The organism is Actinomycetospora sp. NBC_00405 (assembly GCF_036044095.1).
GTDB lineage: Bacteria > Actinomycetota > Actinomycetes > Mycobacteriales > Pseudonocardiaceae > Actinomycetospora > Actinomycetospora callitridis.
Map to the genome: position 1 here is coordinate 5,151,624 of NZ_CP107938.1, position 25,858 is coordinate 5,177,481.

18 protein-coding genes are annotated in these 25,858 nt (G+C 74.2%); 6 read left to right on the forward strand and 12 right to left on the reverse strand.

Annotated elements, in window-relative coordinates; genetic code table 11:
• Positions 1-226 precede the first annotated feature (226 nt).
• Both OG774_RS25465 and OG774_RS25470 read left to right on the forward strand, forming a co-directional pair.
• Positions 227-1,318, forward strand: coding sequence for a polysaccharide lyase (locus tag OG774_RS25465; protein ID WP_328305112.1), 1,092 nt, complete (start codon positions 227-229; stop codon positions 1,316-1,318).
• Positions 1,315-2,334 (forward strand): hypothetical protein, encoded by a 1,020-nt coding sequence (locus OG774_RS25470; RefSeq protein ID WP_328305113.1) that lies wholly within the window; start codon positions 1,315-1,317, stop codon positions 2,332-2,334. Before OG774_RS25465 ends, OG774_RS25470 begins: the two co-directional genes overlap by 4 nt.
• 165 nt (positions 2,335-2,499) lie before the next feature.
• Here OG774_RS25470 and OG774_RS25475 read toward each other — a convergent pair whose 3' ends face one another.
• The 9 genes from OG774_RS25475 to OG774_RS25515 all read right to left on the reverse strand — a co-directional run bounded on the left by OG774_RS25475 (position 2,500) and on the right by OG774_RS25515 (position 17,198).
• Positions 2,500-4,623, reverse strand: a complete 2,124-nt coding sequence (locus OG774_RS25475; protein WP_328305114.1) for a lipopolysaccharide biosynthesis protein — start codon at positions 4,621-4,623, stop codon at positions 2,500-2,502.
• Positions 4,624-4,752: 129 nt separating this feature from the next.
• Positions 4,753-6,921 (reverse strand): heparinase II/III family protein, encoded by a 2,169-nt coding sequence (locus tag OG774_RS25480; RefSeq protein WP_328305115.1) that lies wholly within the window; start codon positions 6,919-6,921, stop codon positions 4,753-4,755.
• 114 nt (positions 6,922-7,035) lie between these two features.
• Entirely contained in the window at positions 7,036-8,208 is a 1,173-nt protein-coding gene (locus OG774_RS25485) for a glycosyltransferase (protein WP_328305116.1), read from the reverse strand.
• Complete coding sequence (locus tag OG774_RS25490; protein WP_328305117.1) at positions 8,186-9,367, reverse strand: glycosyltransferase; 1,182 nt, start codon at positions 9,365-9,367, stop codon at positions 8,186-8,188. Before OG774_RS25490 ends, OG774_RS25485 begins: the two co-directional genes overlap by 23 nt.
• Positions 9,368-9,407: 40 nt before the next feature.
• Complete coding sequence (locus tag OG774_RS25495) at positions 9,408-10,523, reverse strand: glycosyltransferase family 4 protein (protein WP_328305118.1); 1,116 nt, start codon at positions 10,521-10,523, stop codon at positions 9,408-9,410.
• Positions 10,520-12,103, reverse strand: coding sequence for an O-antigen ligase family protein (locus tag OG774_RS25500; protein ID WP_328305119.1), 1,584 nt, complete (start codon positions 12,101-12,103; stop codon positions 10,520-10,522). Before OG774_RS25500 ends, OG774_RS25495 begins: the two co-directional genes overlap by 4 nt.
• Positions 12,100-14,559, reverse strand: coding sequence for a hypothetical protein (locus tag OG774_RS25505; RefSeq protein ID WP_328305120.1), 2,460 nt, complete (start codon positions 14,557-14,559; stop codon positions 12,100-12,102). Before OG774_RS25505 ends, OG774_RS25500 begins: the two co-directional genes overlap by 4 nt.
• A 136-nt stretch (positions 14,560-14,695) precedes the next feature.
• Positions 14,696-15,892: a glycosyltransferase family 4 protein gene (locus OG774_RS25510; RefSeq protein WP_328305121.1), complete on the reverse strand. Its 1,197-nt coding sequence runs from the start codon at positions 15,890-15,892 to the stop codon at positions 14,696-14,698.
• Positions 15,873-17,198, reverse strand: a complete 1,326-nt coding sequence (locus OG774_RS25515) for a nucleotide sugar dehydrogenase (RefSeq protein WP_328305122.1) — start codon at positions 17,196-17,198, stop codon at positions 15,873-15,875. Before OG774_RS25515 ends, OG774_RS25510 begins: the two co-directional genes overlap by 20 nt.
• A gap of 234 nt (positions 17,199-17,432) precedes the next feature.
• Here OG774_RS25515 and OG774_RS25520 point away from each other — a divergent pair, with 234 nt between their 5' ends.
• Both OG774_RS25520 and OG774_RS25525 read left to right on the forward strand, forming a co-directional pair.
• A complete protein-coding gene (locus OG774_RS25520) occupies positions 17,433-18,557 on the forward strand; it encodes a GNAT family N-acetyltransferase (RefSeq protein WP_328305123.1) in 1,125 nt (374 codons plus the stop codon).
• Between the two features lie 97 nt (positions 18,558-18,654).
• A complete protein-coding gene (locus tag OG774_RS25525) occupies positions 18,655-19,629 on the forward strand; it encodes a polysaccharide deacetylase family protein (RefSeq protein ID WP_328305124.1) in 975 nt (324 codons plus the stop codon).
• Here the strand turns inward: OG774_RS25525 and galE are convergent.
• Together galE and OG774_RS25535 are read right to left on the reverse strand one after the other, a co-directional pair.
• Positions 19,604-20,584: a UDP-glucose 4-epimerase GalE gene (gene galE / locus OG774_RS25530; RefSeq protein ID WP_328305125.1), complete on the reverse strand. Its 981-nt coding sequence runs from the start codon at positions 20,582-20,584 to the stop codon at positions 19,604-19,606. The two genes, OG774_RS25525 and galE, sit on opposite strands and share 26 nt — an antisense overlap.
• A 65-nt stretch (positions 20,585-20,649) precedes the next feature.
• Positions 20,650-22,029 (reverse strand): glutamate-1-semialdehyde 2,1-aminomutase, encoded by a 1,380-nt coding sequence (locus tag OG774_RS25535; protein WP_328305126.1) that lies wholly within the window; start codon positions 22,027-22,029, stop codon positions 20,650-20,652.
• A gap of 476 nt (positions 22,030-22,505) precedes the next feature.
• Here OG774_RS25535 and OG774_RS25540 point away from each other — a divergent pair, with 476 nt between their 5' ends.
• Entirely contained in the window at positions 22,506-22,886 is a 381-nt protein-coding gene (locus tag OG774_RS25540; RefSeq protein WP_328305127.1) for a hypothetical protein, read from the forward strand.
• A gap of 81 nt (positions 22,887-22,967) precedes the next feature.
• On the forward strand, positions 22,968-23,780 hold the full coding sequence (locus OG774_RS25545) for a hypothetical protein (protein WP_328305129.1): 813 nt from the start codon (positions 22,968-22,970) through the stop codon (positions 23,778-23,780).
• Between the two features lie 156 nt (positions 23,781-23,936).
• Here the strand turns inward: OG774_RS25545 and OG774_RS25550 are convergent, their stop codons facing one another.
• The gene (locus tag OG774_RS25550; protein ID WP_328305130.1) at positions 23,937-25,634 is read right to left on the reverse strand and encodes a glycine/sarcosine N-methyltransferase; all 1,698 of its coding nucleotides are present in this window, start codon (positions 25,632-25,634) and stop codon (positions 23,937-23,939) included.
• Between the last annotated feature and the right edge of the window lie 224 nt (positions 25,635-25,858).

Consider the following 25,858-nt stretch of genomic DNA (forward strand, 5'->3'; position numbering starts at 1 on the left):
TTTCCCCGTTCCGGTGACGGCCGGGCCCCGAACGTGGAGAACGGGACGTTCTACCCATGGTTCACTGAAGTCACAGCAGTCCCATCGTGCACTCAGGCCTCATCAGCCCGTGTAATTGTGGTCGGCAGCGACGAGTGGTCGTCTAGATACGACGAACGGACGCCATGACTAGTCCGGTCGCGCTAAGCGGCAGGCGTTCGACGGTCGACGGTCTGGAGGGGTACTCGTGGCAGGGATCGGCACCGGCGGCAGCAGCACGTCGCGGCACGACGGCGGGAGGGGTGCGCGGCAGGTCGTCCGGGGCGCCCGGACGGGTGCGCGGCGGACCGGCCGGGTGGTGGCCGCCGTCGCCCTCGCCCTCGCCGTCTCCGCGACCGATGCGGCGAGCGGCTGGGCCGAGGAGCCGACGCCTCCCACCGACTCGAGCACCCCGTCGGCCTCGAGCACCCCGTCGACCTCCAGCACCCCATCGACCTCGAGCAGCCCGTCCGCGTCGACGCCCCCGACCGACTCGAGCACCCCGTCGCCCGAGGTCGACGTGGACGCCGGGCTCGGCGGGCTCGGCGTGGACGTCGAGGTGGACCAGGACGCCACCCTCGGGGGCGCTGCGATGGACAGCACCCGCGGCGCGGTGCCGGTCGGTCGCCGCTCGCTCTTCACCGGCGACTGGGAGACCGGCGACTTCAGCCAGTGGCAGGTCTGCCAGTCGAAGCTGGTCAACGGGCGCTGCTCGTCCATCGGGCGCGGCAACGCGAACATGGCGATCGTCGACGCGCCCGGCGCGCGGCAGGGGCAGCACGCGGCGCGGTTCACGGTGCGTCCGGGCGACGTGCCGAACTTCGGGGGCGGCGAGCGCAGCGAGGTCCAGTCGAGCGCGGCGGGTGCCCTCGTGCACGAGGGCGACGAGCGCTTCTACGAGTGGTCCGTGCAGTACCCGGAGAACATGCCCGACGTCTCGGGCCGCTACTTCATCATCCTGCAGTGGCACAGCTCGTCGGGGTCGCCGCCGCTCGCGATCGACCTCAGCCGGGGCTCCGTGGACATCGGCGGTGACGGCGTGAAGTCGGCGCCGCGCCGCACGATCGGCCCGATCCGCCGCGGCCAGTGGGTCGACTACGTCCTGCACGTGAAGTTCTCCCGGAACGCCGGCTCCGGCTTCGTCGAGGCCTGGGAGAACGGCAAGCAGACGGTGCAGCGCACCAACCGGGCGACGATGGTCGACGGCGAGAACTACCTCAAGCAGGGCATCTACCGCGGCTCGAACTCCGAGGGCACGGTCGCCCTGACGATGGACGGCCTCCGGGTGACGGCGCCGTGAGGGGCGCGCGGCTCCTGACGACCGCCCTGGTCGCCGTGCTCGGGGTCCTCGGTGGCCCCCTGCTCGCGCCCGCGTCGTCGACGGCGCTCGCCGCGGAGACCGGACCCGTGCGCGACCTCTACCAGCAGCCGTTCTCCTGGGACTCCCCGTGGAACCTGCCCCTGGCGGAGTCGGCGCGCTTCGTGCCCTTCGACAGCGGCGCCGACCGCATCTATCTCGACATCGAGGACATCTCCGTCGACCCCGCCTTCCCCGTGAAGACCCTCGACGCCGACGGCCGCGACGTCCGGGTGCACACCGACCCGGAGCTCACCGCCGACGGGTCGTGGAACCACTGCTCGACGTTCCTCGTCGACGACGGCTCGCGACGCACCGTGGTGCAGGGCCAGCCCCTGAAGCTCGAGGCGGGCGGCGACCCGTCGTTCGAGTTCGGGTGGCCCGAGGTGTCGCTGACCTCGACCGGCCTGCCCGGGTGCCACGGCGGGTCCGGGCTCTCGGGGCTCGGGGGCAGCGTCCGGGTCGGCGAGGTGTCCGGCGCGGCGCCCATCCGTCATGCGCTGAAGATCAGCCTGAACTGCAAGCGGACCTGCAGCACCGCCGGCGGTGGGTTCCGCTGGCCCGCGACGAAGGCCGACGGGTACTTCGAGGACCAGTACGGCGGGACGCTGGACGGCGTGCGGATGGGGTCGCTGCTGGCCGTCCCGCCCGACACCGACATCGCGGGCCTGCGCAACCCCGACGTCCGCAAGATCGCCGAGGCGATGCGCACCTACGGCGCCTACGTCGTCGACGACACCTCCGGCCGGAGCACGAACTCGCTGTCGGTGCAGGCCGGCGCCGAGAGGGAGCTGCCGAACATCGACTCCGAGGAGATGCAGGAGCTGTTCGGGATGCTCGACCTCGTCGACAACAGCACCGCCGCGACCCCGGGCGGGGGTCCGCTGGGCAGCCCGCGCCGGGCGGCGTGCGCGGGCCCGTTCGCCGACGGCACCGGCGGCGCGCCGCCGGGGTGCTGAGCCGGCGGGTGGGTGGGCGCGCCGGGTGGGTGGGTGCGCCGGGTGGGTGGGTGCGCCAGGTGGGTGGGTGCGCCGGGTGGGTGGGCGCGCCGGGTGGGTGGAGCGAGGGTCACCATCGCTGCGCTGGACGCAGGTGAGGCGTCCCTCGCTCCCACCACGAGGTAGTCAGGACCCGTTCTGCGGCGGGTCCTTGCGGCCCTGGCGCCGGGTCACCACCGACACGAGGCGCCGGGAGCGACCCCCATGGCTGTCCCCGCGCCCGTTCCCGTTCGCCGGCGGCGCGGCCGGCGCGGGCTCGACGGCCGTGGTCGGGGCGTCGAGCGGGGACACCGGCTCGCTCAGGGTGGTGGTGGGGGCGTCGAGGAGCGGGCCGTGGGGAGGCGCGCTCGGAGCCCCGTTCCCGGCGGCACCGGGGGGCCGCGCCCCGACCGGGACGGGCGGCGGCGGGCCGGGACGCGGGGCCGGACGCCGGACGGGGACGTGGTCGGTGACGTCGTCGACCATGAACGGCAGGCGCAGGACGACGGTGGGCGCGTCGAGCAGGTCGCGGCGCCAGCCCTCGATGGCCTCCTCGGCGTCCGGCTCGGCGGCCTCGGCGCCCTCGGTGTCGTCGTCCTTGGACTTCCCGCGGCGGCGGACGGCGGCGAGGACCTCGCGCACGGACGCCGGGGCGATGAGGAACAGCACCCCGAGGAAGATCCCGAGCAGCAGGAGTGTCTCGCCGGCGAGCGCGAGCAGGCCCAGCAGGATCGGCAGCTGGTCGGCGTTGACCACCGTCTGCTCGAGGAAGCCGACGGCCACCCCGGCCACGACCGCCGCGATCGTCGGCGGGATGAGCAGGCTCAGGAGCTCGCGCCACGTCACGTTCGCGAGGTCGCGCGCGAGCACGAGGCTGACGAACCCGCCGACCGCCGCGTCGATCGAGACCGCGATGCCGACGCCGAGCAGGCCGTACGGCAGCAGGAGGACGAGGCCGCCGACGCCGAGGACGACCGAGAGCCCGGTGAGGATGTGGATGCGCCGGCTCTTGCCCGCGCCCTTGATCGACTCCATCCCGATCGCGCTCATGGCCGCGCCGGGCCCGTAGCCCGCCATCGCCGCGACGAACAGGCCGGCGGGACGCCACTGCTCGCCCAGCAGGACCACGATCATCGGCTGGCCGAGCGCGATGAGCACCGCGGAGAAGGGGATCGTCGCGATCCACAGGGCGCGCAGGCTGCGCAGGAACCCGTCGTGGAACCGCTTCGCGTCGGAGGCGATGCGCGAGAACGCGGGGAACAGCACGTACGACGCGACCTGGATGATCGCCGTGCCGGGCAGCACGCCGATGCGCCGGCCGTAGCGGTACTGACCGGCGCCGCCCTCGCCCAGACCGCGCCCGATGAGGGTCGACTGGACGAGCTCGCGGGACTTGTCGGTGAGGTTCGAGACGATGAGCGGGAACGAGAACCCGGCCAGCTCGCGCCAGATCCGGTAGCTCGGGCGGGTCTTCCCGGGCCGCCACTTGCACATCACCCAGCACGAGATCAGCGTCGCGAGCTGGGAGGCGTAGAGGCCGATCACCATGCCCCAGACGCCGAACCCCGCGAACGCGAGGGCCACGGTGACCACCGCGAACGTGCCGGCGGTCAGCGGGTCGACGATGAGGCGCCGCTTGAAGTTGAAGCGCCTCTGCAGCAGCGCCTCGGGCACGTTGACCAGCGAGTGGATGAGCAGCGTGCCGCAGGTGGCCGCGCAGACCAGGCCCACCATCTCGCTGGAGAAGAACATTCCCAGCAGCGGGGCCGCGGCGAGCGCGGCGCCGGACATGAGCACGCCGGTGATCAGGCTCGCCCAGAAGGCCGTCTCGGTGGCCTTCTCGACGTCCTCCTCGCGCTGGATGAGCGCCGCCCGCATCCCGCCGTCGGCGATGGTCACCGCGAAGTTGGCGAGCAGGGTGCCGAGCGTGAAGATGCCGATCTCCGCCGGCGTCAGCAGCCGGGCGACGACGACGGTCTGCCCCAACGAGATGAGCTGGGTGAACACCAGCGCGATCGCGGCGAACTGGGCGCCCCGGCGCAGCCGGCCCCCGAGGCCGTCGAGCGACGGGTTGTGCTCGTCGGGCTCGTTCACCTCGGGAGTGGAGCCACCCTCGGAGAGCGGATCCGACGTCGCCTCGGGCATCGCCTCGGCGATGTCCGGCTCGGCGTGCTCCCGCGAGCGGTGGTCACGCGAGCCGGGGTCCTGCGAGCCGGGGTCGCGCTCGGGACCCCGCTCGGGGTGGCCGTCGCTGTCCGGAGGCTGCGTCATGGACCTGTCATCGCCGTCGTGACCCCGGGACCGGACGATCCCGCGGCGCCGCGCCCGGCACGGACGTGGCACCCCATCGTATCGGGGCCGGGAGGACGCTCCCGGATCCCGCGGTGTGCCCCGCGCCCCTCAGGGGGCACCGACGACCGTCTCCCGCGGGCCCGAGGTGCCGCTCCACCGCACGCGGACCGTGCCGTCGGCACCGGTCTCGATCGCCGGCTCGTCGACGTCGCCGGCCGCCCCCGCGGCCAGGAGGGTGGCGACGATCACGGGCCCGGCGTCCGGGGCGACCTGCGCGCCGACGAACCAGCACGGCCGGCGTGCCTCGAGGCGGTCGGACCACCAGCCCAGCTCGCCGGCCCCCTCGTCACCCCCGTAGAGGCGCCAGCCGGTCAGCGGCGACGTCGCGGCGGTGACGATCCGGAGGACCGGCTCGCCGTCGCGGTGGGCCACGACGGTGGTGCCGTCGGTGGTGTCGTCGGCTCTCTCGTCGACCGCGAGGTCCGGGTGCAGCGGCCAGGTGGTGCGGGCGGGACACGCCGCAGCGCCGTCACCGGTGAGGACGTCCACCACGAGCACCACGTCGTCGTCCGGCGGGGCGTCGACGACGCGGCGGTGGGTCACCGGGGTCGGCAGGCGCCGGTAGCCGTCGTGCTCGGCGTCGACGCGACCGGCGGGCAGGTCGACGCCGTGCACGCGGACCGTCGCGTGCTCGGTCCAGAGGAACGGACCGCCCATCACCGACTGGTCGGCGTCGTCGACGGCGACCGTGGCGTGCGCGCGGGTGCTGCGGTGCGCGGTGCGCCACCCCGGGTGGGCGAAGTAGCTGCCGGTGCCCGGGTCGCCGACGAGGTCGTGGCCGTCGACGGCGAGCCCGACGGCCAGCGCGTCGGCGTGCCCGTGGGCCGCGATCGCCAGGTAGCCGAGCGGGCCGACGTCGACGGTCACCCGGCGCCGCCCCGCGCGCAGGATCGCCAGCCCGCCGTCGGGGGCGTACGCGGACCCGGGCTCCCAGGCGAGGTCGGCGCGGGAGTCCGCGCCCAGGCGGGTCGCGACCCACGCCGAGGTGAGGTCGGTCGTGCCCGCGCGGCGGGCGGCCGGGAGGCCGGTGAGGGCGGCGGCGAGCGCGAGGTGCGGGCGGACCTCACGGGTCGGGGCCGGGTCGAGGCGCAGCGCGAAGCCCTCGTCGTCGTCACCCGTCCGCGGGGTGGGGTCGCCGGTCCCGACGAGGTCGGCGAGGTGTGCCGCCGACCGCCCGAGTGCCGCGAGCAGCGTCCCGTCCGCCGGCGCCGGGACGTGCGCGGGCCGCAGGCGGCGCAGCAGCGCCACGACGGCGAGCAGCTCGGCGGTGAAGACCTGGTAGCCGACGGCCTGCTCGGCGCCCACGCCGTCGGGGAGGATCTGGCGGTCGGCCTCGACGGCGAGGGCGGCGACGGCGTCGCGCTCCCAGCGCGCCGACGCGGCGAGCTCCGGCAGCAGGATCGCCACCGACGCGAGGCCGGCGAGCTCGCCGACGAGGTGGTTGTTCGCCGAGCTGTGCTTCGAGCGGTCACGCCAGCAGCGCCGCGCGCCGGCGGCGAGCATCCGCACCGCCCGCGCGTAGCGCTCGGGGGTCAGCGCCGGGTGGTCGGCGAGGCCCTGGAGCGCGACGAGCACCGAGATCGCCCGCACGCCCACCTCGAACGCCCCGCGCCACGCGATGCCGCGCCCGGGCGGGTTGGCGCTGATCCAGGCGTCGAGCTGGTCGAGGGCCTCGGTGCCGTAGCGCTCGTCGCCGGTCAGGAGCCAGGCCTGGGCGAGCCAGGGGAGGTGCTGGAGCCGGTTGAGCTCCCAGATCCACTTGGGGTCGCCGTGACCGGCGCGGTGGTTGATCGCGTGCGACGGCAGGTCGGGCCAGTGCACGCCCGAGAGCGGGTCGTACGACCAGTCGATCGGGCCCGGGTAGTGGGCCTCGGGGTGCGCGAAGAACGTGAACCGGTGCTCGAGGACGCGGTCGGCGGCCGCGAGCAGCTCCTTGACCGCCTCGGGGTGCGCGGCGGCGACGGCGGCCGCGGTCTCCCGGTCGAGCAGGACCGGGCGCCCGGTGCCGGCCCGGAAGTCGCCGAGCAGTGCCGACCAGTCGGGGTCGGCGCGCCCCAGCAGCGTCGCGTCGTCGGGCTCGCGGTCCCCGGTGACCCGGCGGGCGGCCGTCGCGCCGACCGTCAGCGCGCGGTCCGCGACCTCGCGCGGGCCCATCGACTGCAGCCGCCGGGCGTACCAGGTGAGCTTGGCCGGGGCGAGTGAGCGCAGACCGGGCATGGGGAAACGGTAGGCGGAGCCCCGAACGTGGCCCCGTCGGGGCCCCGAGCGGCGTGATCAACGGGGAGTTCGCGCGCATAGAAGCAGCGAACCGCCCGTTCGCTCCAAACCCCGCTAGCGCCGGGCCACCGACTCGACCATCTCGGTGAACGCCGCGGCGGTGTTCTCGACGGTGAACTCGGCGCGGGCACGCTCCTGCGCGCGACGCCCGAGCTCGGCGCGCAGTGCGGGGTCGTCGGCGAGCCGCGCGAGGCGCTCCGCGAGCCCCTCGGCGTCGCCGGAGGGGACGAGGAAGCCGTCGACGCCCTCGGTGACCTGGTCGCGCAACGCGCCGACGTCGGTGGCCACCACCGGCAGCCCCGCGGTCATCGCCTCGATCACCGAGATCGGGACGCCCTCGTGCACCGAGGAGAGCGCGAACACGTCGCCGCCCGCGAGCAGCCGCGGGACGTCGCGGCGCAGCCCGAGGAACGTCACCGCCTTCTCCAGGCCCCGCTCCGCGACGAGCGCCTCGAGCTCCTCGCGTCGCTTGCCGTCGCCGACGACGACCAGCCGGAGGTTCGGGCGGTCCGCCCAGGCGATCGCGTCGAACATGACGTCGTGCGCCTTCTGGCGGCTCAGGCGCGCCACCATGAGCACCACGACGTCGTCGTCGGCGACGCCCAGCTCGGCACGCACCTCGGCGCGGCGCCCCGGCGGCACGGGCTCGGGCGCCGGGATCCCGTTGGGGACGACGTACTCGCGCGCCCGGCTGCGCCAGGAGGCGCCGACGCCCTCCTCGTCATGCAGGTAGCGGCCCTGGCTGGGGGCGAGCAGTGCCAGCCCCGAGCTCAGGAACAGCGTCTCGACGACGTACCGCGGCAGGACGCGAGAGCCGACGCGGGTGAGGTCCATGTCGTGGGCGGCGACGACCGAGCGGGCCCCCGCCAGGACCGCCGCGATCCGCGCGAGCGTCAGTGCCGCGCGGTGGTGGTGCGAGACGACGACGACGTCGGTGCGGCGCCGCCGGAAGTGGGCGGCGAGCCGCGGGATGCGGCCCAGCCCGGCACGATCGAAGCGGCCGCCGCGGGGCAGCGTCGTCACCCCGTCGGTCACCGCGCGGAAGTCGTCGGCCAGCGGGCCGGCCTCGCGCAGGCAGACGACGTCGGTGACGACCCGGTGCGGGTCGAGGTGGCCGAACGTGTTGCGCAGGACGGTCTCGGCGCCGCCGACCGCGGCGACGTCGAGGACGAGGGTGACCCGCACCGGCCCGTGCGGGCCGGTCTCAGCGCCCGGTCGCGAGGGCATCGGTCTCCCGCACGGATCGCCCGGCGGTCTCCTCGATGACGGCCTGCGCCCGGTCGATCGAGCGCCGCAGGGTGAACTCCTCGCGCACCCGGCGGCGGCCCGCGAGCCCCATGGCCCGGGCGCGTGCCGGGTCGCCCAGCACGTCGAGGAACGCGGCGGCCAGCGCCTCGGGGTCCTCGCGGGGCACGACGCGGCCGGTGACGCCGTCCTCGATCATCTCGGGCACCCCGCCGACTGCTGTGCACACCGCCGGCAGCGAGGCGCTCATCGCCTCGAGCACCGACATGGGGAAGCACTCGACGGTCTTGCTGCTGAGCGTGAAGACGTCGAACACCCGCAGCAGGCGCGGCACGTCGTCGCGGTGGCCCAGGAACAGCACCCGCTCGCGGAGGCCGAGCTCGTCGACCAGGGCCTCGAGGCGCGGGCGCTCGCGACCGTCCCCGGCGAGCAGGAGCTTCACGTCGGCACGCGCGTCGGCCACCCGGCGGAAGGCCCGCAGCAGCGTGGCCTGGTCCTTCTCCGGGCGCATGACCGCCGCGGTGCCGATCACCAGCTCGTCGTCGGCGATGCCCAGCTCGTGCGCGAGCGCGGTGTCGCGCCCCGAGGCCTCCGGCGTCGTGAACCCGAGCTGGGTGCCGTTGTGCACGATGCGGACCTTGTCGGCGTCGTGGCCGAGCTCGCCGGTGATGTAGGGCGTCTGGGCGTGGGCGACGCCGTAGACGGCGTCGGTGACCTTGGCCAGCACCCCGTCGACGGTGCGGCGCAGGCGGCTGTGCGGGACGACGTCGCCGCAGTTGTGCACCCACACCGCGAGCCGCGGCACCCCGGCCAGCACGCCGGCGATGCGACCGAGGGTCTCGGCGTTGAAGCCGCGCAGGATCACGACGTCGGGACGCTCGCGGCGCAGGTGGCGCACGAGGTCGACGAGCAGGCCGGGGACGTTGCGCTTGCCGCGGTGCAGCTCGACGGTGGGCAGGCCGGCGTCCCGGACGGTGGCCAGGTCGGTACCCGGGCCGCCCTGCTGCTGGAGACACAGCAGCGAGCCGGCGAAGCGCTCGGGGTCGAACCCCGTGAGCAGCGTGGCGACGTGGCGCTCGGCCCCGCCGACGGCCATGTGCGGGACGACGAACAGGACCCGGAGCGGGCCGTCGGTCTGCACCGGACGTCGCGGCCGTCTCACTGCGTGACCGTTCCGTCGATCATGTACCTGAGCGTAGCGAGGGGGACGACACGGGCCCCCGAGCCCTCTGTCCGCGCCCGGACAGGACCTCGTGATAGATGCCCTCGATGCGCGCCGCCACGGCGTCGGCGGCGAACTCGGCGCGGGCCCGGGCCGCACCGGCCTCGCCCAGCGCCCGCCGGCGGCCCTCGTCGGCGAGCAGGTCGCCGAGCGCGTCGGCCAGCGCCCCCGCGTCGTGCGACGGCACGAGCAGCCCTTCGACGCCGTCGGCGACGATCTCGGGGATCCCGCCGACCCGCGTCGCGAGCACGGCGAGCCCGCGCGACATGGCCTCGAGCACGACCATCGGCTGGCCCTCGTTCTCCGAGGGCAGCGCGAGGACGTCGGCGTCGGCGAGCAGCTCGTCCACCTGGGCGGTCGAGAGCCAGTCGTGCACGGACACCGAGTCGGCCACGCCCAGCTCGCGGGCCGTCGTGCGCGCGCGGTCGTGCTCGCCGTCGCCGGCCATCGTGAGGTGCCCGCTGCCGGCGCCGACCTTGGCCCAGGCCTCGAGCAGCGCGAACGCGCCCTTCTTGTCCCAGATGCGCCCGAGGAACACCACGTGCGGCGCCGCACCCGCGGGCCGCCGGGTGACCGGGGAGATCGGGACGGGGTTGGGCAGCGAGGTGAGGCGGGCGTCCGGGGCGATCGCGGCGAGCCTGCTGCGCATCAGCTCGCCGAGCGCGATCACCACGTCGGCACGCGTCAGCGTCGCGGCGATCACCCGGCGCAGCGGCGCCGGCGCGCGGTCGTGGAAGAGGTGGAAGCGCCCCGAGTGCACGTGCAGCACCACCGGCACCCGCAGCAGGTACGCGAGCCAGGCCAGCGCGGCCTTGCGCACGAAGCTGCCGGCGGACGACATGTGGATGTGCACCAGGTCGGGCCGGCGCAGCACCATCTCGGCCGAGTAGCGCCCGAGGCCGCGGGCGAAGGTCAGCGCCTTGGTCCCCGACGAGCCGTCGCGGTGGGTGGCGACGTGCCGCACGCCCCACCGCTCCCAGAGCCCCGTGGCCGACAGCGTCCGCACGCAGGTGGCGATGCCGCCCTGGGTGGTCGTGCTGGTGGAGACCCACAGGGTGCGGGGAGGACGCGTCACGGGGCCCCCACGAGGCCACCGCGCCCCCGGGTGTCGCCGGGTTTGCCGGCCTCGTCCCGCGGGTGCGCGTCGTACCAGGCCGAGACCTCGTCGGGGGTCATCCCGCCGGGCAGTCCGCCCCCGGCCGCGCCCGGGCGAACGGTGAACCGGTCGGCGTTGAGGCGGTCGAGCTGGCCCACGACCATCCCGGCGTAGAGGAACGGGATCATGCTGGCGAAGTCGAGGACGCGCAGGTCGACGGTGATGCCGTTGACCACGAGGACCGCCATCGCCATCCCGCCGACCAGGGCCAGCGGGGCGCCGAGGAACGTGTCGCGTGGCAGGTCGTGCATCGCCCGCCACAGCGCCCAGAACACCGTCACGAGGATCGCGAGCCACATGAGCAGGCCCGGGATCCCGAGCTCGGCGCCGATCCCCAGCTCGTTCTCGTGCGAGATGATGCCGAGCCCGCGGTTCCAGTCGATCTCCTGCGACCACGTGACGTGCTCGTAGGTGTTGTAGACCTGGAAGCGGCCGATGCCGATGCCGACGAACGGGTGCTCGCCCATCGCGCGCAGCGACGTGGCCATGATGTTGAGCCGGTCGTAGACCTCGTTGGACGACCCGACACCGCCGGCCGACCGGTCGCTCGAGAAGAACGTCGACGCGTTGGCCCCGACGGCCGCGAGCCCGAGCAGGCCCGAGACGACGAAGGCGCGGCGCCACCCGGCGGCGAAGACGATGCCGAGCCCGACCACGACGACCAGCGCGAGCAGCGCGGCGCGGGTGTGGGTGAGGTAGACCGAGTAGGCGAGGAGCCCGGCGAGGGCCCACAGGCCCCAGCGCATCCACTTCTTGGTGTCCGGGCGCGACGCCAGGAACAGGCAGACCACGAACGCGATGACCAGGATCATCCCGTTGACGACGGGCTGGTTGAACACCCCGTTCGCGCGGCCCTTCCAGTTCGGTGAGTCCACGATGTACGACGGCCAGACCAGGGACTTCGGCCCGTGGAACTGCAGGATGCTGACCCACGCCGAGTAGGCGCCCATCGCGACCGTGGTCCACAGCAGGTAGCGCACGGAGCGCTCGTCGTCGAGGACGCTCTTGGCGACGACGTACACCACGATCGGCAGCAGGACGCCGCTGAAGATCCAGCGCCAGACGTCCACGGACGCGCCGGTGACCGGGTCGATCGCCTCGTACTCGTGCGGCAGCCACATCGAGAGGACGTTCCAGACGACGTAGACCGTCATCAGCCACTCGATGACCCCGAGCCGGGGCATCTGCTTGGAGCGCTGGGCCACGGCGAGTGCGAGGGCCAGCACCATCGCGTAGAACGCCGGGGTCAGGGCCTCCATCGAGACGAACTCCTTCTGCGCGGTGCGCAGGAAGCTCGAGACGAACACCAGCAGCAGCGCCAGCAGCGGGTTGCTCAGGGCCAGCAGGCCCACCCCGGCCCCGACGGCCAGCGCCGCCAGCAGGATGCCGACGTCGTCGGGCGCCGCGAACGCGAGCCCGAGGACGCCGACGACCGTGATGGCGCCGATGACCAGGTCACGGCGGGACGAGGCGCGGAAGCGCCCCGGGAGCAGGCTCACTTCTCCGTGCGCAGCGTGACCGTGGGGGCGGAGAGCCCGCCGGCCTGCTGCGCGCTCGGGGCCGCGCTGTCCGTGCTCTTGGCGGGGCCGGTGTCCTTCGACGACGGCGAGCCGCTGTTGCCGTTCGGGGCCGAGCCGGAGGCGCTGGAGGAGAATCGCGCCGTGCCGACGCGCTTCGCGCCGGGGGGCGAGCTCGGCGACGCCGACGCGCTCCCGGCCTTCGCGCCGGACGAGGTGGCCGGCTTCGGCGCCGAGGTGGCCGGCCGCGCGGACGCGGAGGGCTGCCCGTTCTGCGGGGCGCCCTGCTGGCCGCCGGTGGGCTGGGGGCCCTTCGGCTGCGGGCCGGCGCCGACGCCAGGCTTCGGGCTCGGCGAGGGCTTGACGCCCGAGCCGCGGCGGGTGTGCACGCTGACGCCGGGCGCGCCCTCGGGGCCCGACGGCGCGGGCTGGCCGGGAGCGCCACCGGGCTTCGCGGGTGCGGCCGACGCCGACGGGGACGACGCGCCGGAGGCGCCACCGGCCGAGGGGCCCGTGCCGCCCTGGGGGCCGCCGGAGCGGTCGCCGGGCTGGCCGGCCGACGGGGCACCCGCCTGGCCGCCGGGGGAGGGCTTCGCGCCCGGGGACGGCTTCGCACCGGAGGCGGACGTGCCACCCGCGGGCTTGTCGTCCCGGCGCTCCTCGCGTCGCGGCGCGGGACGGTCGACGGGCGCGCCGTTCGTGCCCTTCGGGGCGGAGTTCCCGGCGCCCCCGGGGCCACCGGAGCCGCCGGCCCCGCTGCGCACCGCGGTGCCGTTGGTGGGCTTCGCGGCACCGTTCACGGGGGCGCCGTTGGCGCCCTCCGGACCACCCGAGGCCGAGCCGGCCGCGGCACCCGCCGCTGCTCCGGCGGCGCCGGCGCCCATCGCGGCGCGGGCCTCCTCGAGCTTCTCGCGGGAGATGGGGGCCGTGCGGTCGGCCGGCGGGACCTGGGCCGGGCGCCCGGGACCGGGCTGGCCGGCGGGCACACCCGGTCCGCCGGGGCCACCGGCGGGCACCGGGCGGGCCTGCGGCACGGACGGCCCGGCGGGCAGGCGCACCGGCGACCAGGAGCGCTCGGCGAGGAAGCCGGGGTCGACGAGCTGGCTCGGGTTGCGGACGAGCACGACGCCGAGGGCGGTGCCGCCGGCCTGGGCCAGCGCCTCGAGCGCCGCGGAGGCGTCGCGGGAGCGGGTCTCGCCCTCCTCCACCACCAGCAGCGAGCGGTCGGCGGCGGAGCAGACGACCTGGCCCTCGACGGACTGGACCGGCGGGGCGTCGATGATCACCAGGTCGGCGAGCATCGAGCCCTGCTGGAGCAGGCGCGAGACGTGCGAGCGGGAGAACAGCGCGAACAGGTCGTCGCGCTTGCTGCCCCGGGGGGACACCAGCAGCGCGCGGCCGTTGGAGAACACCTTGCCGTCGAGACGGCTGTCGCCGCGCTCGGCGAGGAAGTCGGCCACACCGGACATCGAGGCGAGCTCCGACGAGCCGCCGGCGTCGCTCTCGAAGTCGGCCTGGACCAGCAGCGTCGTCTGGCCCTGCAGCGCGCGCAGGCCGGCGAGCGCGACGGCGACCCGGGTCTTCGAGGCGCGCGTGGTGGTGGGGCCGGTGATCGCGAGCGAGCCCGGCACGGGCATGCCGTGCGCGTTGGTGAGGCCCATCAGCGCGCGGAGCATCTCGTTGCGGGCGTTCTCACCGGACTTGCGCTTGCCGCCGACGGCCGCGAGGACCTGGAGGCCGAGGCGGTCGCGGACCTCGTTCGGGGTCACGATGCGGTTCTCGAAGCGGCCGAGGGCCATGGCCAGCAGGGCGCCGAGGAGCAGACCGCCGACCAGCGCGGCGGCGGCGTTGCGGCCCGCGTTCGTGGGGTTGGCGACGACACCGGCGTTGAGCTGCAGGTCCTGCAGCTGGTTGGTGCTCTGGCCCTGGAGGTCGCTGATCTGGCGCTGGAGCGTGCTCACCTGGGCCTGGTCGCCGGTCCGCTGGGCGGTGGCGAGCTGCTGGTTGAGGTCGGCGAGCTGCCGGGCCTGCGAGTCACCGCCGAGGCTGGAGTTGACGTCGTCGCGCAGGGCGACGGCCATCTTCGTCGCGGCGTCCGAGGCGACCTCGGGGCTGTCCGCGACGGCCTCGATGTAGACGATCGGGCTGGCGGCGGCGATGCGGGCGTTGAGGCCCACCGAGGAGTCGACACCGGCGGTCTGGCGCAGCTGCTGCTGCGACGACGCCTGGTTGAAGTAGTCGGCATAGCCCTGGGCGAGGACGGTGTCCTGCTCGGGCGCGCGGTCCTGCGAGACGATCGTCAGCGCGGACCGGCCGGTGTAGGTCGATCCCTGCAGGAGCGAGGCCCCCAGCGAACCGGCCGCTGCCACGATGCCGATGACCAGGATCAGCGCCCACCGGCGGCGGATGCGATCCCACTGGATCTGGAGCGGGCTCATGACGTGCCTTTCCTCGGGTCCTCGGCGTGTCGCTCGGAGCGGCTACCTGCCGGCATCCTAATGTCGAGCGTCGGAGTCTCAGACGTGCTTCGCCCGTCGGAGCGCCTTCGCGCGGGGTCGGCGGCGTGGTTCATGCTCAGCGACCTCGCGTGGCCGATTCGTACGCGGCCAGCAGTTCCTTCTCGGAGTTCGTCCACGAGAGCGGCCCGGAAACCCGTTCCACGCCGATCTCGCCCATCGCCGCGCGGCGACGGGGGTCGTCGAGCAGCTCGGACACCAGGCCCGCGAACTCGCCGACGTCGTTGGGGCGGGCGTAGACCGCCGCCTCGCCCGCCGAGACCCGCGCCTCGACCAGGTCGAACGACACCACGGGCCGCCCCATCGCCATGTACTCCATGATCTTGTTCATGGTGGACACGTCGTTGAGGGGATTGCGCGGGTCCGGGGCCAGGCACACCGACGCGGTGGACAGGTGCCGCAGCACGTCCTCGTCGGAGATGCGCCCGGTGAACGTCACGCGGTCGTCGAGCCCGTACGCGTGGGACAGGGCGACGACGTCGTCGAAGGCGTCCCCGGTGCCCATGAAGACCGCGTGCCAGTCGTCGCGGCGCTCGGCGAGGTCGGCCAGCGCGCGGATCGCGTAGTCGACGCCGTCCTGCGGGCCCATGACGCCGAGGTAGCAGAGCAGGTGCTCCTTGCCCCGGGCCAGCGCCGGCTCGGCGTCGCGCAGCCGGAACCGTTCGACGGCCGGGGCGCTGCGGACGACGAACGTGTCCTCGACCGGCACCCGCCCGCGGCCGGTGGCCACGGCGCGGTAGCTCTCGTTCGTGGCGATCACGGTGTCCGCGGTGCGGTAGGTGCCCCACTCCAGCAGGCGCATCGCCCAGTACATCGAGTCGCGCTTCTCGCGGAAGCGCGAGAGGTAGAGCTCCGGCACGAGGTCGTGCTGGTCGAAGATGATGCGGGCGCCGCGGGCCTTCGCGCGCAGCGCGGGGAGGAACAGCAGGTCCGGCGGGTTGCACAGGTGGACCACGTCGACCGGCGCGCGCTTCTGGATGCGCTTGATCAGCCGGTTCGTGTGCCAGAGGGCGGTGCCGTACTCCTTGAGGTAGCCCTGCGGCCCCCCGGTGGCGGCCACGAGGGGGTAGCGGTGGATCCGGACGCCGTCGATGACGACCTCGGTCTCGGTGTCCCGCTTCGTCCCGAGCGGGCAGATCACCTCGACCTCCCAGCCGTGGCCGGTGAGGGTCTGGCACTCCTGCCAGACCCGCCGGTCGAACGGGACCGAGAGGTTCTCGACGACGATCAGGGCTCTACCAGGCAAGGCCGACATATCCTTCCTGTTGGCGACGCGCCGCCGCGTCCGGGAGCCGGACGAGGTCGATCACGGGCACGGGGGTGCCGTGGCCGAGCGCGGTGCGGACGTCGTCGTCCGCCTTCCCGACGACGAGCACCTCCGCGTGGTCGACGACCTCGGCGACGGTGTCGACGAGGAGGTCGCGCAGGTGTGGGAGGTGGGCCTCGATGAACGCGCGGTTGGCCCCGAGCAGCGCCGACTCGACGACGGCGGGGTCGTAGATGCGCAGGTCGTAGCCCTTGCCGAGCATCCGCTCGCAGAGCTCGACCAGCGGGCTCTCGCGCAGGTCGTCCGTGCCGCCCTTGAACGCGAGGCCGAACACGCCGACCCGCCGCTTGCCGGTGGCCGCGACGTGCTCGAACGCGCGCTGGATGTGCTCGTCGTTGGACGGCAGCACGTTCTCGAGGATCGGCACCCGGACGTCGTGGCGGCGCGCGGCGTGCACCAGCCCGCGCAGGTCCTTGGGCAGGCACGAGCCGCCGAACGCGAAGCCCGGGCGCAGGTACGCCGGGCTGATGTTCAGCTTCGTGTCCGACAGGAAGATTTCCATGACGTCGTGGGAGTCGACGCCGAGCTCGCGGGCCAGGGCGCCGATCTCGTTCGCGAACCCGATCTTGAGCCCGTGGAACGTGTTGTCGACGTACTTCGTCATCTCGGCCACCGGCGGTTCCACCCGGAACTCCGGGGCCCCGAGGCCGGCGTAGAGGGAGAGGACGGCGTCGCCGCTGGCCGGGTCGAGCTCGCCGACCACGGTCTTGGGCGGGTCGTAGAAGTCCTTGACGCTCGAGCCCTCGCGCAGGAACTCGGGGTTCACCGCGACGCCGAAGTCCTGGCCGGCGATGAGGCCGGAGGCCTCCTCGAGCAGCGGCACGAGGACGCCCAGGCACGTGCCGGGCAGCATCGTCGAGCGGAAGACCACGGTGTGGCGGCCCGCGCTGTCGTCGCGGGTCGCGAGCGCGCCGCCGATCTCCTGCGCGGCGCGCTGCAGGTAGGTGGTGTCGAGGCTGCCGTTGGACGCCGAGGGCGTGCCGACGCACACGAGCGAGAGGTCGGTGCCGTGGATGGCGGCGGCAACGTCGTCGGTGACCGTCAGCCGTCCGGAGGCGACGACCTCGGCGATGATCTCGCCGATGCGCTCCTCGACCACCGGGGTGCGACCCTCGCCGATCATCGCGAGCTTGGCCGGGTTGACGTCGACACCGACGACGTCGTGGCCTTCCGTGGCGAGGCAGGCGGCGCTCACCGTGCCCACGTAACCGAGACCGAAGACACTGACCTTCATCGCAGGGGGTCCTCGCAGAAGGGTCGGGGTCGCGGCGGGCCGTTGGGGAGCGGATCCGCGCGCCGGGGCCGTTCCACGGTACCGAGGCGTTTCCGGGCCACCGCCGTCGGGCAGTGGACCCGGTTCCGTTGCCGAATCTCCGCTCACCGTTCCTGAAGACGTCCGGGAGGGCCGGAGGTTGAGTCGCGGGTCGGCCCCGATGGGGGATCCGCAGCGCCCGTTAGCCTCGGGATCGTGAGCCGTGACGTCGAGATCCTCGCCGACCCCGCCGATGAGCCGGGTCTGGTCGACGAGTGGCGCGCCCTGGCCGAGGCCGCGGGGAACGCGTTCACGACGCCCGAGTGGTTCGGCGCCTACGCCCGCCACTACGGCGCCGACGCCCCGCCGTTCGTGGTGCGGGTGCGCGACGCGGACGGCTCGCTGGCGGGTCTGCTGCCCCTGTGCCGTTCGGGGCGCACCGTGCGCTTCGCGGGCGCCAACGTGGGCGACCGCTTCGCTCCCGTGGCGGTCGCCGGGCGCGAGGCCGAGGTCGCCCGCGCCGCGGCGGGCGCGCTGGGGCGCGAGGCCGTCGTGCTGCACAACGTCGACGCCGGGGCCCCGTGGATCGGCGCGTTGGGCGACGGCCTGCGCGGGCGGGTCGCGGCCACGCGGCTGCGGGGCAGCGTCATGCCCTTCGTCCCGCTGACCGGCCACACGTGGGACACGTTCCTCGGCGCGCGCAGCCGCAACTTCCGCAGCCAGGTGCGCCGCAAGGAGCGGGCGCTCGTCGACGGCGAGGGCGCGAAGTTCCGTGCGACGGCCGTCCCGGGCGAGGTCCGCGCCGACGTCGCCGAGTTCTTCCGGCTGCACAACTCGCGCTGGGACGAGCGCGAGGGCGGCTCGACGATCACGAGCCCCACCGTGCACGCCTTCCACGAGGACTTCGCCGCGGCCGCGCTGGAGCGGCGGTGGCTGCGGATGTCGTTCCTCGAGGTGGAGGGCACGGCGGTCGCGGCGCTCTACGCCTGGCGCATCGGCGGGCGCTACGCCTACTTCCAGGCCGGCTTCGACACCGCGTGGGCGGACAAGAGCGTCGGCCTGGTGCTCATGGCGCACACGGTCCGCGAGGCCATCGAGGAGGGCGCCGACGAGTACGACCTGCTGCTCGGCGACGAGACCTACAAGGCCCGCTTCGCCACCGACGAGCGCGCGGTCGAGACCCTCGTCGTCGCGGGCGCGCTGGACCCGACGCGCCTGCTGGCCCAGGTCGACGCCGGCGTGCGCCGCGCCACCGACGGCCTGTCCCCGGAGCTCCGCGCGCGCCTGCGCGACCTCGCCAAGCCCGTCCTCGCCCGCATGCCGGGAACGCGCTCGCGCTGAGCACCCTCCGGGTGCAAGCCCTGCGTCCACGCTGGCACTGGGTGCGAGAAAAGCCGCTTCGTCGGCGGGGTCCGGGGTGCCGATACGCTCGCTCGCCATGAGTCGACGGCTGCTCGTGCTGGGCTGGCACAACATCGACCCGACGCCCTTCTACCCCGCCGACCCGGGTGCCGGGCGCCGCGGTTTCGAGCGCCAGCTCGCCGCCGTCGACCGGCTGGGCACCGTCGTCCCGCTCTCGGAGGCCGTGGACACCCTGGCCGCGGGCGGCGAGCTGCCCCCGCGGGCCGTGGCGCTGACGTTCGACGACGGCTACGCCGACTGGCTCGACGCCGCCGTGCCCGCGCTCGATCGCCGCGGCATGCACGGCACCTTCTTCCTCGTCTCCGACATCCTCTCCGGGCGCATCGGTGCCTGGTGGGAGGAGCTCGCGGACGCGTTCGACCGCGTCACCGCGCCGAGCCTGGAGTGGGCCGGCCGCACCCACGACCTGTCGACGCCGGCGGCCCGCCGCGCCGCGCAGGACGCCCTGAAGGACGAGCTCAAGCTCGTCGACCGCGCCACGCGTGTCGAGGCCGTCGCCCGCATCGCCGAGCGCATCGCCCCGCCGCTGTCCTCTCAGGCGCCGCGCCCGCCGATGTTCCTCGACTGGGACGGCGCGCGGGCGCTCGCGGCCACCGGGCACGGGATCGGGTCGCACACCGTCACCCACCCGATCCTTTCCCGCGAGGACGAGGGCACCCAGCGCCACGAGCTCACCGCGTCGCGCCGCGCGCTCGAGGAGGGCCTGGGGCAGACCGTCGACCTGCTCGCCTACCCCAACGGCAACGCCGGCGACTACGACGAGCGGACGATGTCCGTGGCGCGCGGCGCGGGCTACCGCGCGGCCATCACCACCCGTCCGGGTCTCGTCGGTCCGAACGAGCCGCCGTTCGCGATGCACCGGATCGTGCTCACGCCGCTCACCGACGTCGGCGAGCTGTTCGGCAAGGTCGCCCGCAAGGGCACGGGGCTCGCGCGCAAGGTCGCCCGGCGGGGCGCCGGCGCGGTCAGGAGCCTGACGCCGACGAGCTGAGGCGCGCCTCCCAGGCCGAGGTGACGATGTCGTCGAGGTCGTGACGGGCGCGCCACCCGAGGCGCTCGTCGATGCGCGAGACGTCGGCGACCACCGCCGCCGGGTCGCCCGGGCGTCGCGGCGCGATCACCGGGTCGACGGGGCGGCCGGCGACGCGGCCCACCGTGGCCATCACCTCGAGCACGGAGAAGCCCCGGCCGACGCCGACGTTGAGGGTCTCGGCGCAGGGCTCGTCGAGCAGGGCGGTGGCGGCGACGTGGGCGTCGGCGAGGTCGTCGACGTGCACGAAGTCGCGCACGCAGCTGCCGTCGGGGGTGTCGTAGTCGGTGCCGAAGACGGTCGGCGCCCGGCCGCGGGCGACGGCGTCGAGCGCGATCGGCACGAGATTCGCCTGCCCCCGGTCGGCGAGGCGTGCGTCGCGGGCGCCGGCGACGTTGAAGTAGCGCAGCGCGACGTAGCGCAGCCCGGTGGCGCGGTGCACGTCGGCGAGCAGCCACTCCCCGGCGAGCTTGGTGGTGCCGTACGGGTTCACCGGCTCGCAGGGGTCGTCCTCGGCCACCGCGGCGCCCGTCGTCGCGCCGTAGACCGCGGCGCTCGACGAGTACACGAAACGCTCCACGCCGGCGCGTCCGCAGGCCGCGAGGACGCTGCGCAGGCCCTCGACGTTCTCGCGCCAGTAGTACAGCGGGTGCGCCACCGACTCGGGCACGCTCTTGCGTGCCGCGAAGTGCAGGACACCGTCGAGGCGGTGCTCGGCGAGCGTCGCGGCGACCGTGTCCTCGTCGAGCACGCTCGCCTGCACGAGGGTGACGTCGTCGTCGACGCGTGCGGTGAGCCCGGTGGAGAGGTCGTCGAGCACCACCACCGCGTCGCCCCGTGCCCGCAGCGCCCGCACGGTGTGCGCGCCGATGTAGCCCGCGCCGCCGGTGACGAGCCAGCGGCCCGTCCCCGTCACCGCCGTCATCGGATCCGCCGTCATCGGATCCGGCGTCATCGGATCCGGCCTCATCGGATCCGGCGTCATCGGATCCGGCGGGGCGCGGCGGTGGAGCGCAGCGCCGGCGCGACGGGACGGCCGTCGAGCACCGCGTCCGCGCCGAGCTCGAGCGCGCGCTCGTAGGCGGGCAGCGCCCCGGCGACTGCGTTGACGGTCTGCTCGACGTCGGCGTCGGTGTGCGCCGCCGAGATGACGAACGACTGCCCGAGGACGCCGCGACGCAGCAGCTCGGCAAGGAACACCGTGCGCATCTCCTGCGACGGCCGGCCCGAGGCGTCGCGGGTGCGGAAGACGAGGCAGGCGGGGTGCCCGACGACGTCGACGAACTCGCCGAGCCCGGCCGCGGCGACGACCTCGTTGCACGCCTCGGCGAGCGTCGTGCCCTGGCGGCGCATCGTGGCCACCGGGTCCTCGCGGCGGTAGGCCTCGACGACGGCGCGGAACGCGGAGAGCCCGGCCGTCTCGGGGCCGTGGGTGGTGGAGAGCAGGAAGACGCGGTCGGCGTCGGTGCGCAGCCCGCCGAGCTCCATGAGCTCCCGGCGCCCGGCCAGCGCCGAGACCGGGAAGCCGTTGCCCATCGCCTTGCCCCACGTCGACAGGTCGGGCGTGACGCCGTAGACGGCCTGCGCGCCGCTCGCCGACCAGCGGAACCCGGTGATCATCTCGTCGAAGACGAGCACCGTGCCCTCGGCCGTGCACATCTCGAGCACGCCCTCGAGGAAGCCGGGCGCGGGCTCGTGCAGCGCGGTCGCGGCCTCCATGAACACCGCGGCGATGCCGCCGGGATGGGCGTCGAAGAGCGCGCGCAGCGAGCCGAGGTCGTTGTAGGTGAAGCCCACGGTGCCCGCGCGAACCACGTCCGGGATGCCGGCGTTCATCGGGGTGTTGCCGATGAACCAGTCGTCCGTGGAGAAGAACGGCTGGTCGGCGACGGCCACCGTCTCGCGCCCGGTGGCGGCGCGGGCGAGCTTCAGGGCCGCGGTCGTGGCGTCGGAGCCGTTCTTGGCGAACTTCACCATGTCCGCGCCCGACACGAGGCCCAGGAAGTCCTCGGCGGCGTCCACCTCGAGCCGGCTGGGGCGCGAGAAGGACATCCCCCGGTCGAGCACCTCGCGCACCGCCACGTTCACGGGCTCGTAGGCGTGCCCGAGCGTCACCGACCGCAGGCCCATGCCGTACTCGACGTACGCGTTGCCGTCGACGTCCCAGACCCGCGCGCCCCGGCCGCGCTCGATGATCGGCGTCATGTGCTCGGGGTACTGGTCGGACCCGCGGGCGTAGGTGTGGGCCCCGCCCGGGACGAGGTCGTGCAGTCGCGTCTGGAGGCGGGACGACTCGGTGAACACGGGCTGCGGACCGTCGACGGCCCCGGGATCGGTCGGTGACGACGACACGGACGTCATGGGCCTCAGCTTCCCTGGTGCGGCGAGTGGGCGATCGACGGGGGGTCGCGCGGCGTCGTCGGCGGGGGCCCCGGTGCACGGACGTCCGACGTCACGCAGGCGTTGCTCCGGCAGGAGGAACGACGTCCACGGACGGGCCGTCCTCCCATCCTGCGCTTCGCCCCGTCACGACCGTCCGCGGGGCCGCCACTGGATCGGCCCAACCCCCGTCCCCCGGGCAGGACGGGCGTTCGGGGACCTCCACACTGGTCCGCATGGCAGCACCGGCCGCACCTCCCGGAGCAACATCATCCGGGCCGAAGGGGCGCCACGCGCGGCTCGAGGACGGGCCCGCGGGGCCGCCCGGGCGCTCCCGCCGTCGCCTCGCGACCGCCCCCGTCCGCCGGGGCCCGTGGCCCTACGTCGCGACGGCCGATGCGCCGGCCCCTGACGCAGCGAACGGGTATCTCGCAGCTTCTAGGCGCCGGAAGTCCCCGTTGATCACCCTGGCTCCGGCGCCGCCGGCCACCACGACGGTCCTGCCCGGCTCGCCCGCCGCGGCCACCGCGCACACCGGCGTCCCGGGGCTCGCGCCGGTCGCCCCGGTCGCACCGATCGCACCGCGGGGGCTCGCGGCACCGCCGACCGTGCCGCCGCCGGACGCGCCGACGTCGGTCACCCCGACGTCGGTCACCCCGGCGTCTGCTGCCGCGCCGCGTGCGCTCGTCCCCGTCGGCGGGCCGCCCGACCCGCCGCCCGCACCCGGCGCGCGCGGCCCGCGGCCCCCGCGTCGTGCGCCGATCCGTCGCGGCCGCGCGCCGGGCACGCCCGTCGTCGCCTCCGGTCCCGTCTGGGGCCCGCCGCAGCCCGCGCGCTGACCTGCGCGGCGGGCGAGGGGCACGCCGCGCAGGTCGGACGTGCCCCGTCGGCGGGGTACCGCGACTGGCAGAGTCGTGCCGGTGGGCGAGATCGACGTGACGGCGCTCGTCGCCGATCTCGTCCCCGCCATGACGCGCCGCGTGCCCTACCGCCCGCCCGACGACGACGAGGCCGCGGCGCTCGAGGCGCTGGCCGCCGCGCTCGGACGGGGCGAGACGGCGGGCGTCGGGTCCCTGGGCCTCGAGGCCACGGCCTCCGGGGACACGCTCGTGCTCGCCTCCGACCCGACGAGCGAGCGCGCGTGGCTCGTCGTCGTCCTGCGGCCCGGGGTGGTGCCGGACGTCGTCGTGGAGGTGCCGCACCCGAACGCCGACCTCGACACCGAGCTCGTCGGGCTCGCCCTGCGCGACCGCCGTGCCGGCGCCCTCCTGCTGCAGGCGGGGGCACACCGCATCGCGGGTGCGCCGCCGGAGGCGATCGACCGCGTCGACTGCCCGGCCGACGTCTCGTCCCGGGCCGACGCCCCCTTCTCCCGGGTGGCGTCGGTGCTCACCGCGCGCGGGCTGCCGCAGATCCAGCTGCACGGGTTCGCGGACCGCGACGGCGTCGACGCCGTGCTCTCCTCGGGCGCTGCGGGGCGCGGGCCGCTGCTCGACGCCGTGGAGGCGCGGCTGCGGGCGGCGGGGGAGCGCGTGGGAACGGGGGAGGATCCGCGCTGGGCGGATCTCCTGGGGCGCCGCAACGTGCAGGGCCTCGACGCGGCGGCGTGCGGCACGGCGTTCGTGCACCTGGAGCTGTCCCGGTCGCTGCGCCGCGACCCAGGTCGTCGCGAGGCCGCGGCCGCGGCGCTCGCCGGCGCGCTGGACGACGTCCTCGGCGTGTCGCCGACGTGAGCCTGGGGCGATCCTGGCGTTGAGTGCCAGCGTGGACGCAGGGCTGGCATGCCGGAGGCGTGCCACGCCACCCCGGACGCCCCCGGAACGCGGCACGGGGCCGGCCGGGAAGGCCCGGCCGGCCCCGTGCGTCATGGCGTTCGTGCAGCGCGTCCGTCAGCGACGGATGCGGAAGATGCCCCAGCTGAGCTGGCCGCTCCTGCCGCCGTTCACCCAGTTCTTCAGGCCCGTCTTCATGTTCGAGATGTACTCGTCGGAGATGGCGCCCTCGAACTTCGGCTCCGCCGCCTCGAGCTCGGAGAGCACGCGCCCGTAGTGGGTCGTGAGCTGGTCCGTGTGGTCCTCGAAGGTGAAGTCGTTGAAGCCGTGCTTCGCGAACTCCTCGCGGTAGAAGCCCGGCGCCCCGAGGCTGTCGAGGTGCAGGCGCGCGAGGATCGGCGCGAGCGCCGAGGTGTCCGCGTCGTCGTCGGCCATCGGGTCGGTGAACACGACCTGACCGCCCGGCACGAGCACGCGGTTGATCTCGGCGACGACCTCACGGCGCTCGCCGGAGTGCAGGAAGGCGTCCTGCGACCAGACGAGGTCGTAGTAGTTGTCCTGCACCGGCATGCTCTCGAACGACCCGTCGACGACGTCGACGAGGTGGTCGAGACCCTGCGCGCGGTTCTTCTCGCGGTTCCGGTCGTTCTCGACCTCGGAGAGGTTCAGGCAGGTCACGTGGCAGCCGTAGGTCCTGGCCAGCCAGCGCGCCGATCCGCCGTAGCCCGCGCCCATGTCGAGGATGCGGGTCTCCGCGGTGATGTTCATGCCCTCGGCCATCCGCTCCACCGTCCGCTGCGAGGCGGGGGCGATGGGCTCGTCGGGGCTGTTGTAGAGCCCGACGTGGATGTCCTCGCCGCCCCACACCTCGTGGTAGAAGGTGTCGGCGTCGGTCGAGTTGTAGTAGTCGCGCGCGGTGTGGACCGCCGTCGAGTAGTTCTCCGTCAATTCATCGTCCGGTCGGTAGGTCTTCTCCGCGACATGGATCCAGAAGTCGGGGCTCTCGGTCCCGTAGGTCTCCTGGAAGTCGCCGTACGAATCGATCTTCTGGAACCCGACCTCACGCATGAGCCGGCGCACGTAGTCCTTGCGCAGCGGGAACATGTTGAGGTGGTACACGGAACCGTCGTCGTGGAACGTGTACCGGAAACGGGCGAGCCCGTCGTCGATGTACTCGGGCTCCGCGGTCACGGTGTCGCCGCAGTAGAAGAACTTGTGCTTCGACGAGAATCCGTTGTCGAGGATCTCGTCGTAGTTGCGCTGATCGAGGATCAGGACGCCGTCGTGCTTGAGCATCGCGTAGAACTCGGCCAGCGCCTTGCGGCGGTCCCGTTCGTTGAACAGGTGGGTGAACGAGTTCCCCAGGCAGATGATCGCGTCGTACTCACCGTGCACGTCGCGGTTGAGCCAGCGCCAGTCGGCCTGGACGACGCGCAGGACGTGCCCGTGCTGGCGACCGTTCTGGAAGGCCTTCGCGAGCATCTCCGCACTGCCGTCGGCGGAGACCGTCTCGAAACCGGCCTTCAGGAGCTGGACCGAGTTGAACCCGGTGCCCGTCGCGACGTCGAGGACCTTCTCGACCCCACGGGCACTGAGCTGGTCGATGAAGAACGACCCCTCGCTGGCGGCGCGACCCTCCCAGCCGATGTAGTCGTCCCACTTGTCCACGAACCCCTTGACGTATTCCTCTTGGTAGTGGTTCGTGTCTCGGACCTCGTTCGGGTTCTCCCCGAACTCCTGATGAACATCGGCCTCGGTGTAGGTCTCCTCGAGGCCAGCCGCGGTGTCGGGGCTCCGGTCTGCGGCTGTGGTCATGTGTCCTCCGGACGTCGGTGACGCTTCCGGGGAGACGACGCTAGGCAGCCAGGCGCCGAGTCGGAAGCACCGCTAAGTCCGTACGGTCGACAGAATCGATTCAGCGCGACGTCACACTCTGGGGCGAAAGGCGCCATCGACGCTGCTCCGACCGGGTGCGCGCGGCGGGGGATCTCCGTGACCACATCGTACTGTGACGGCAGCCACGTTTTCCCGGGAATGCG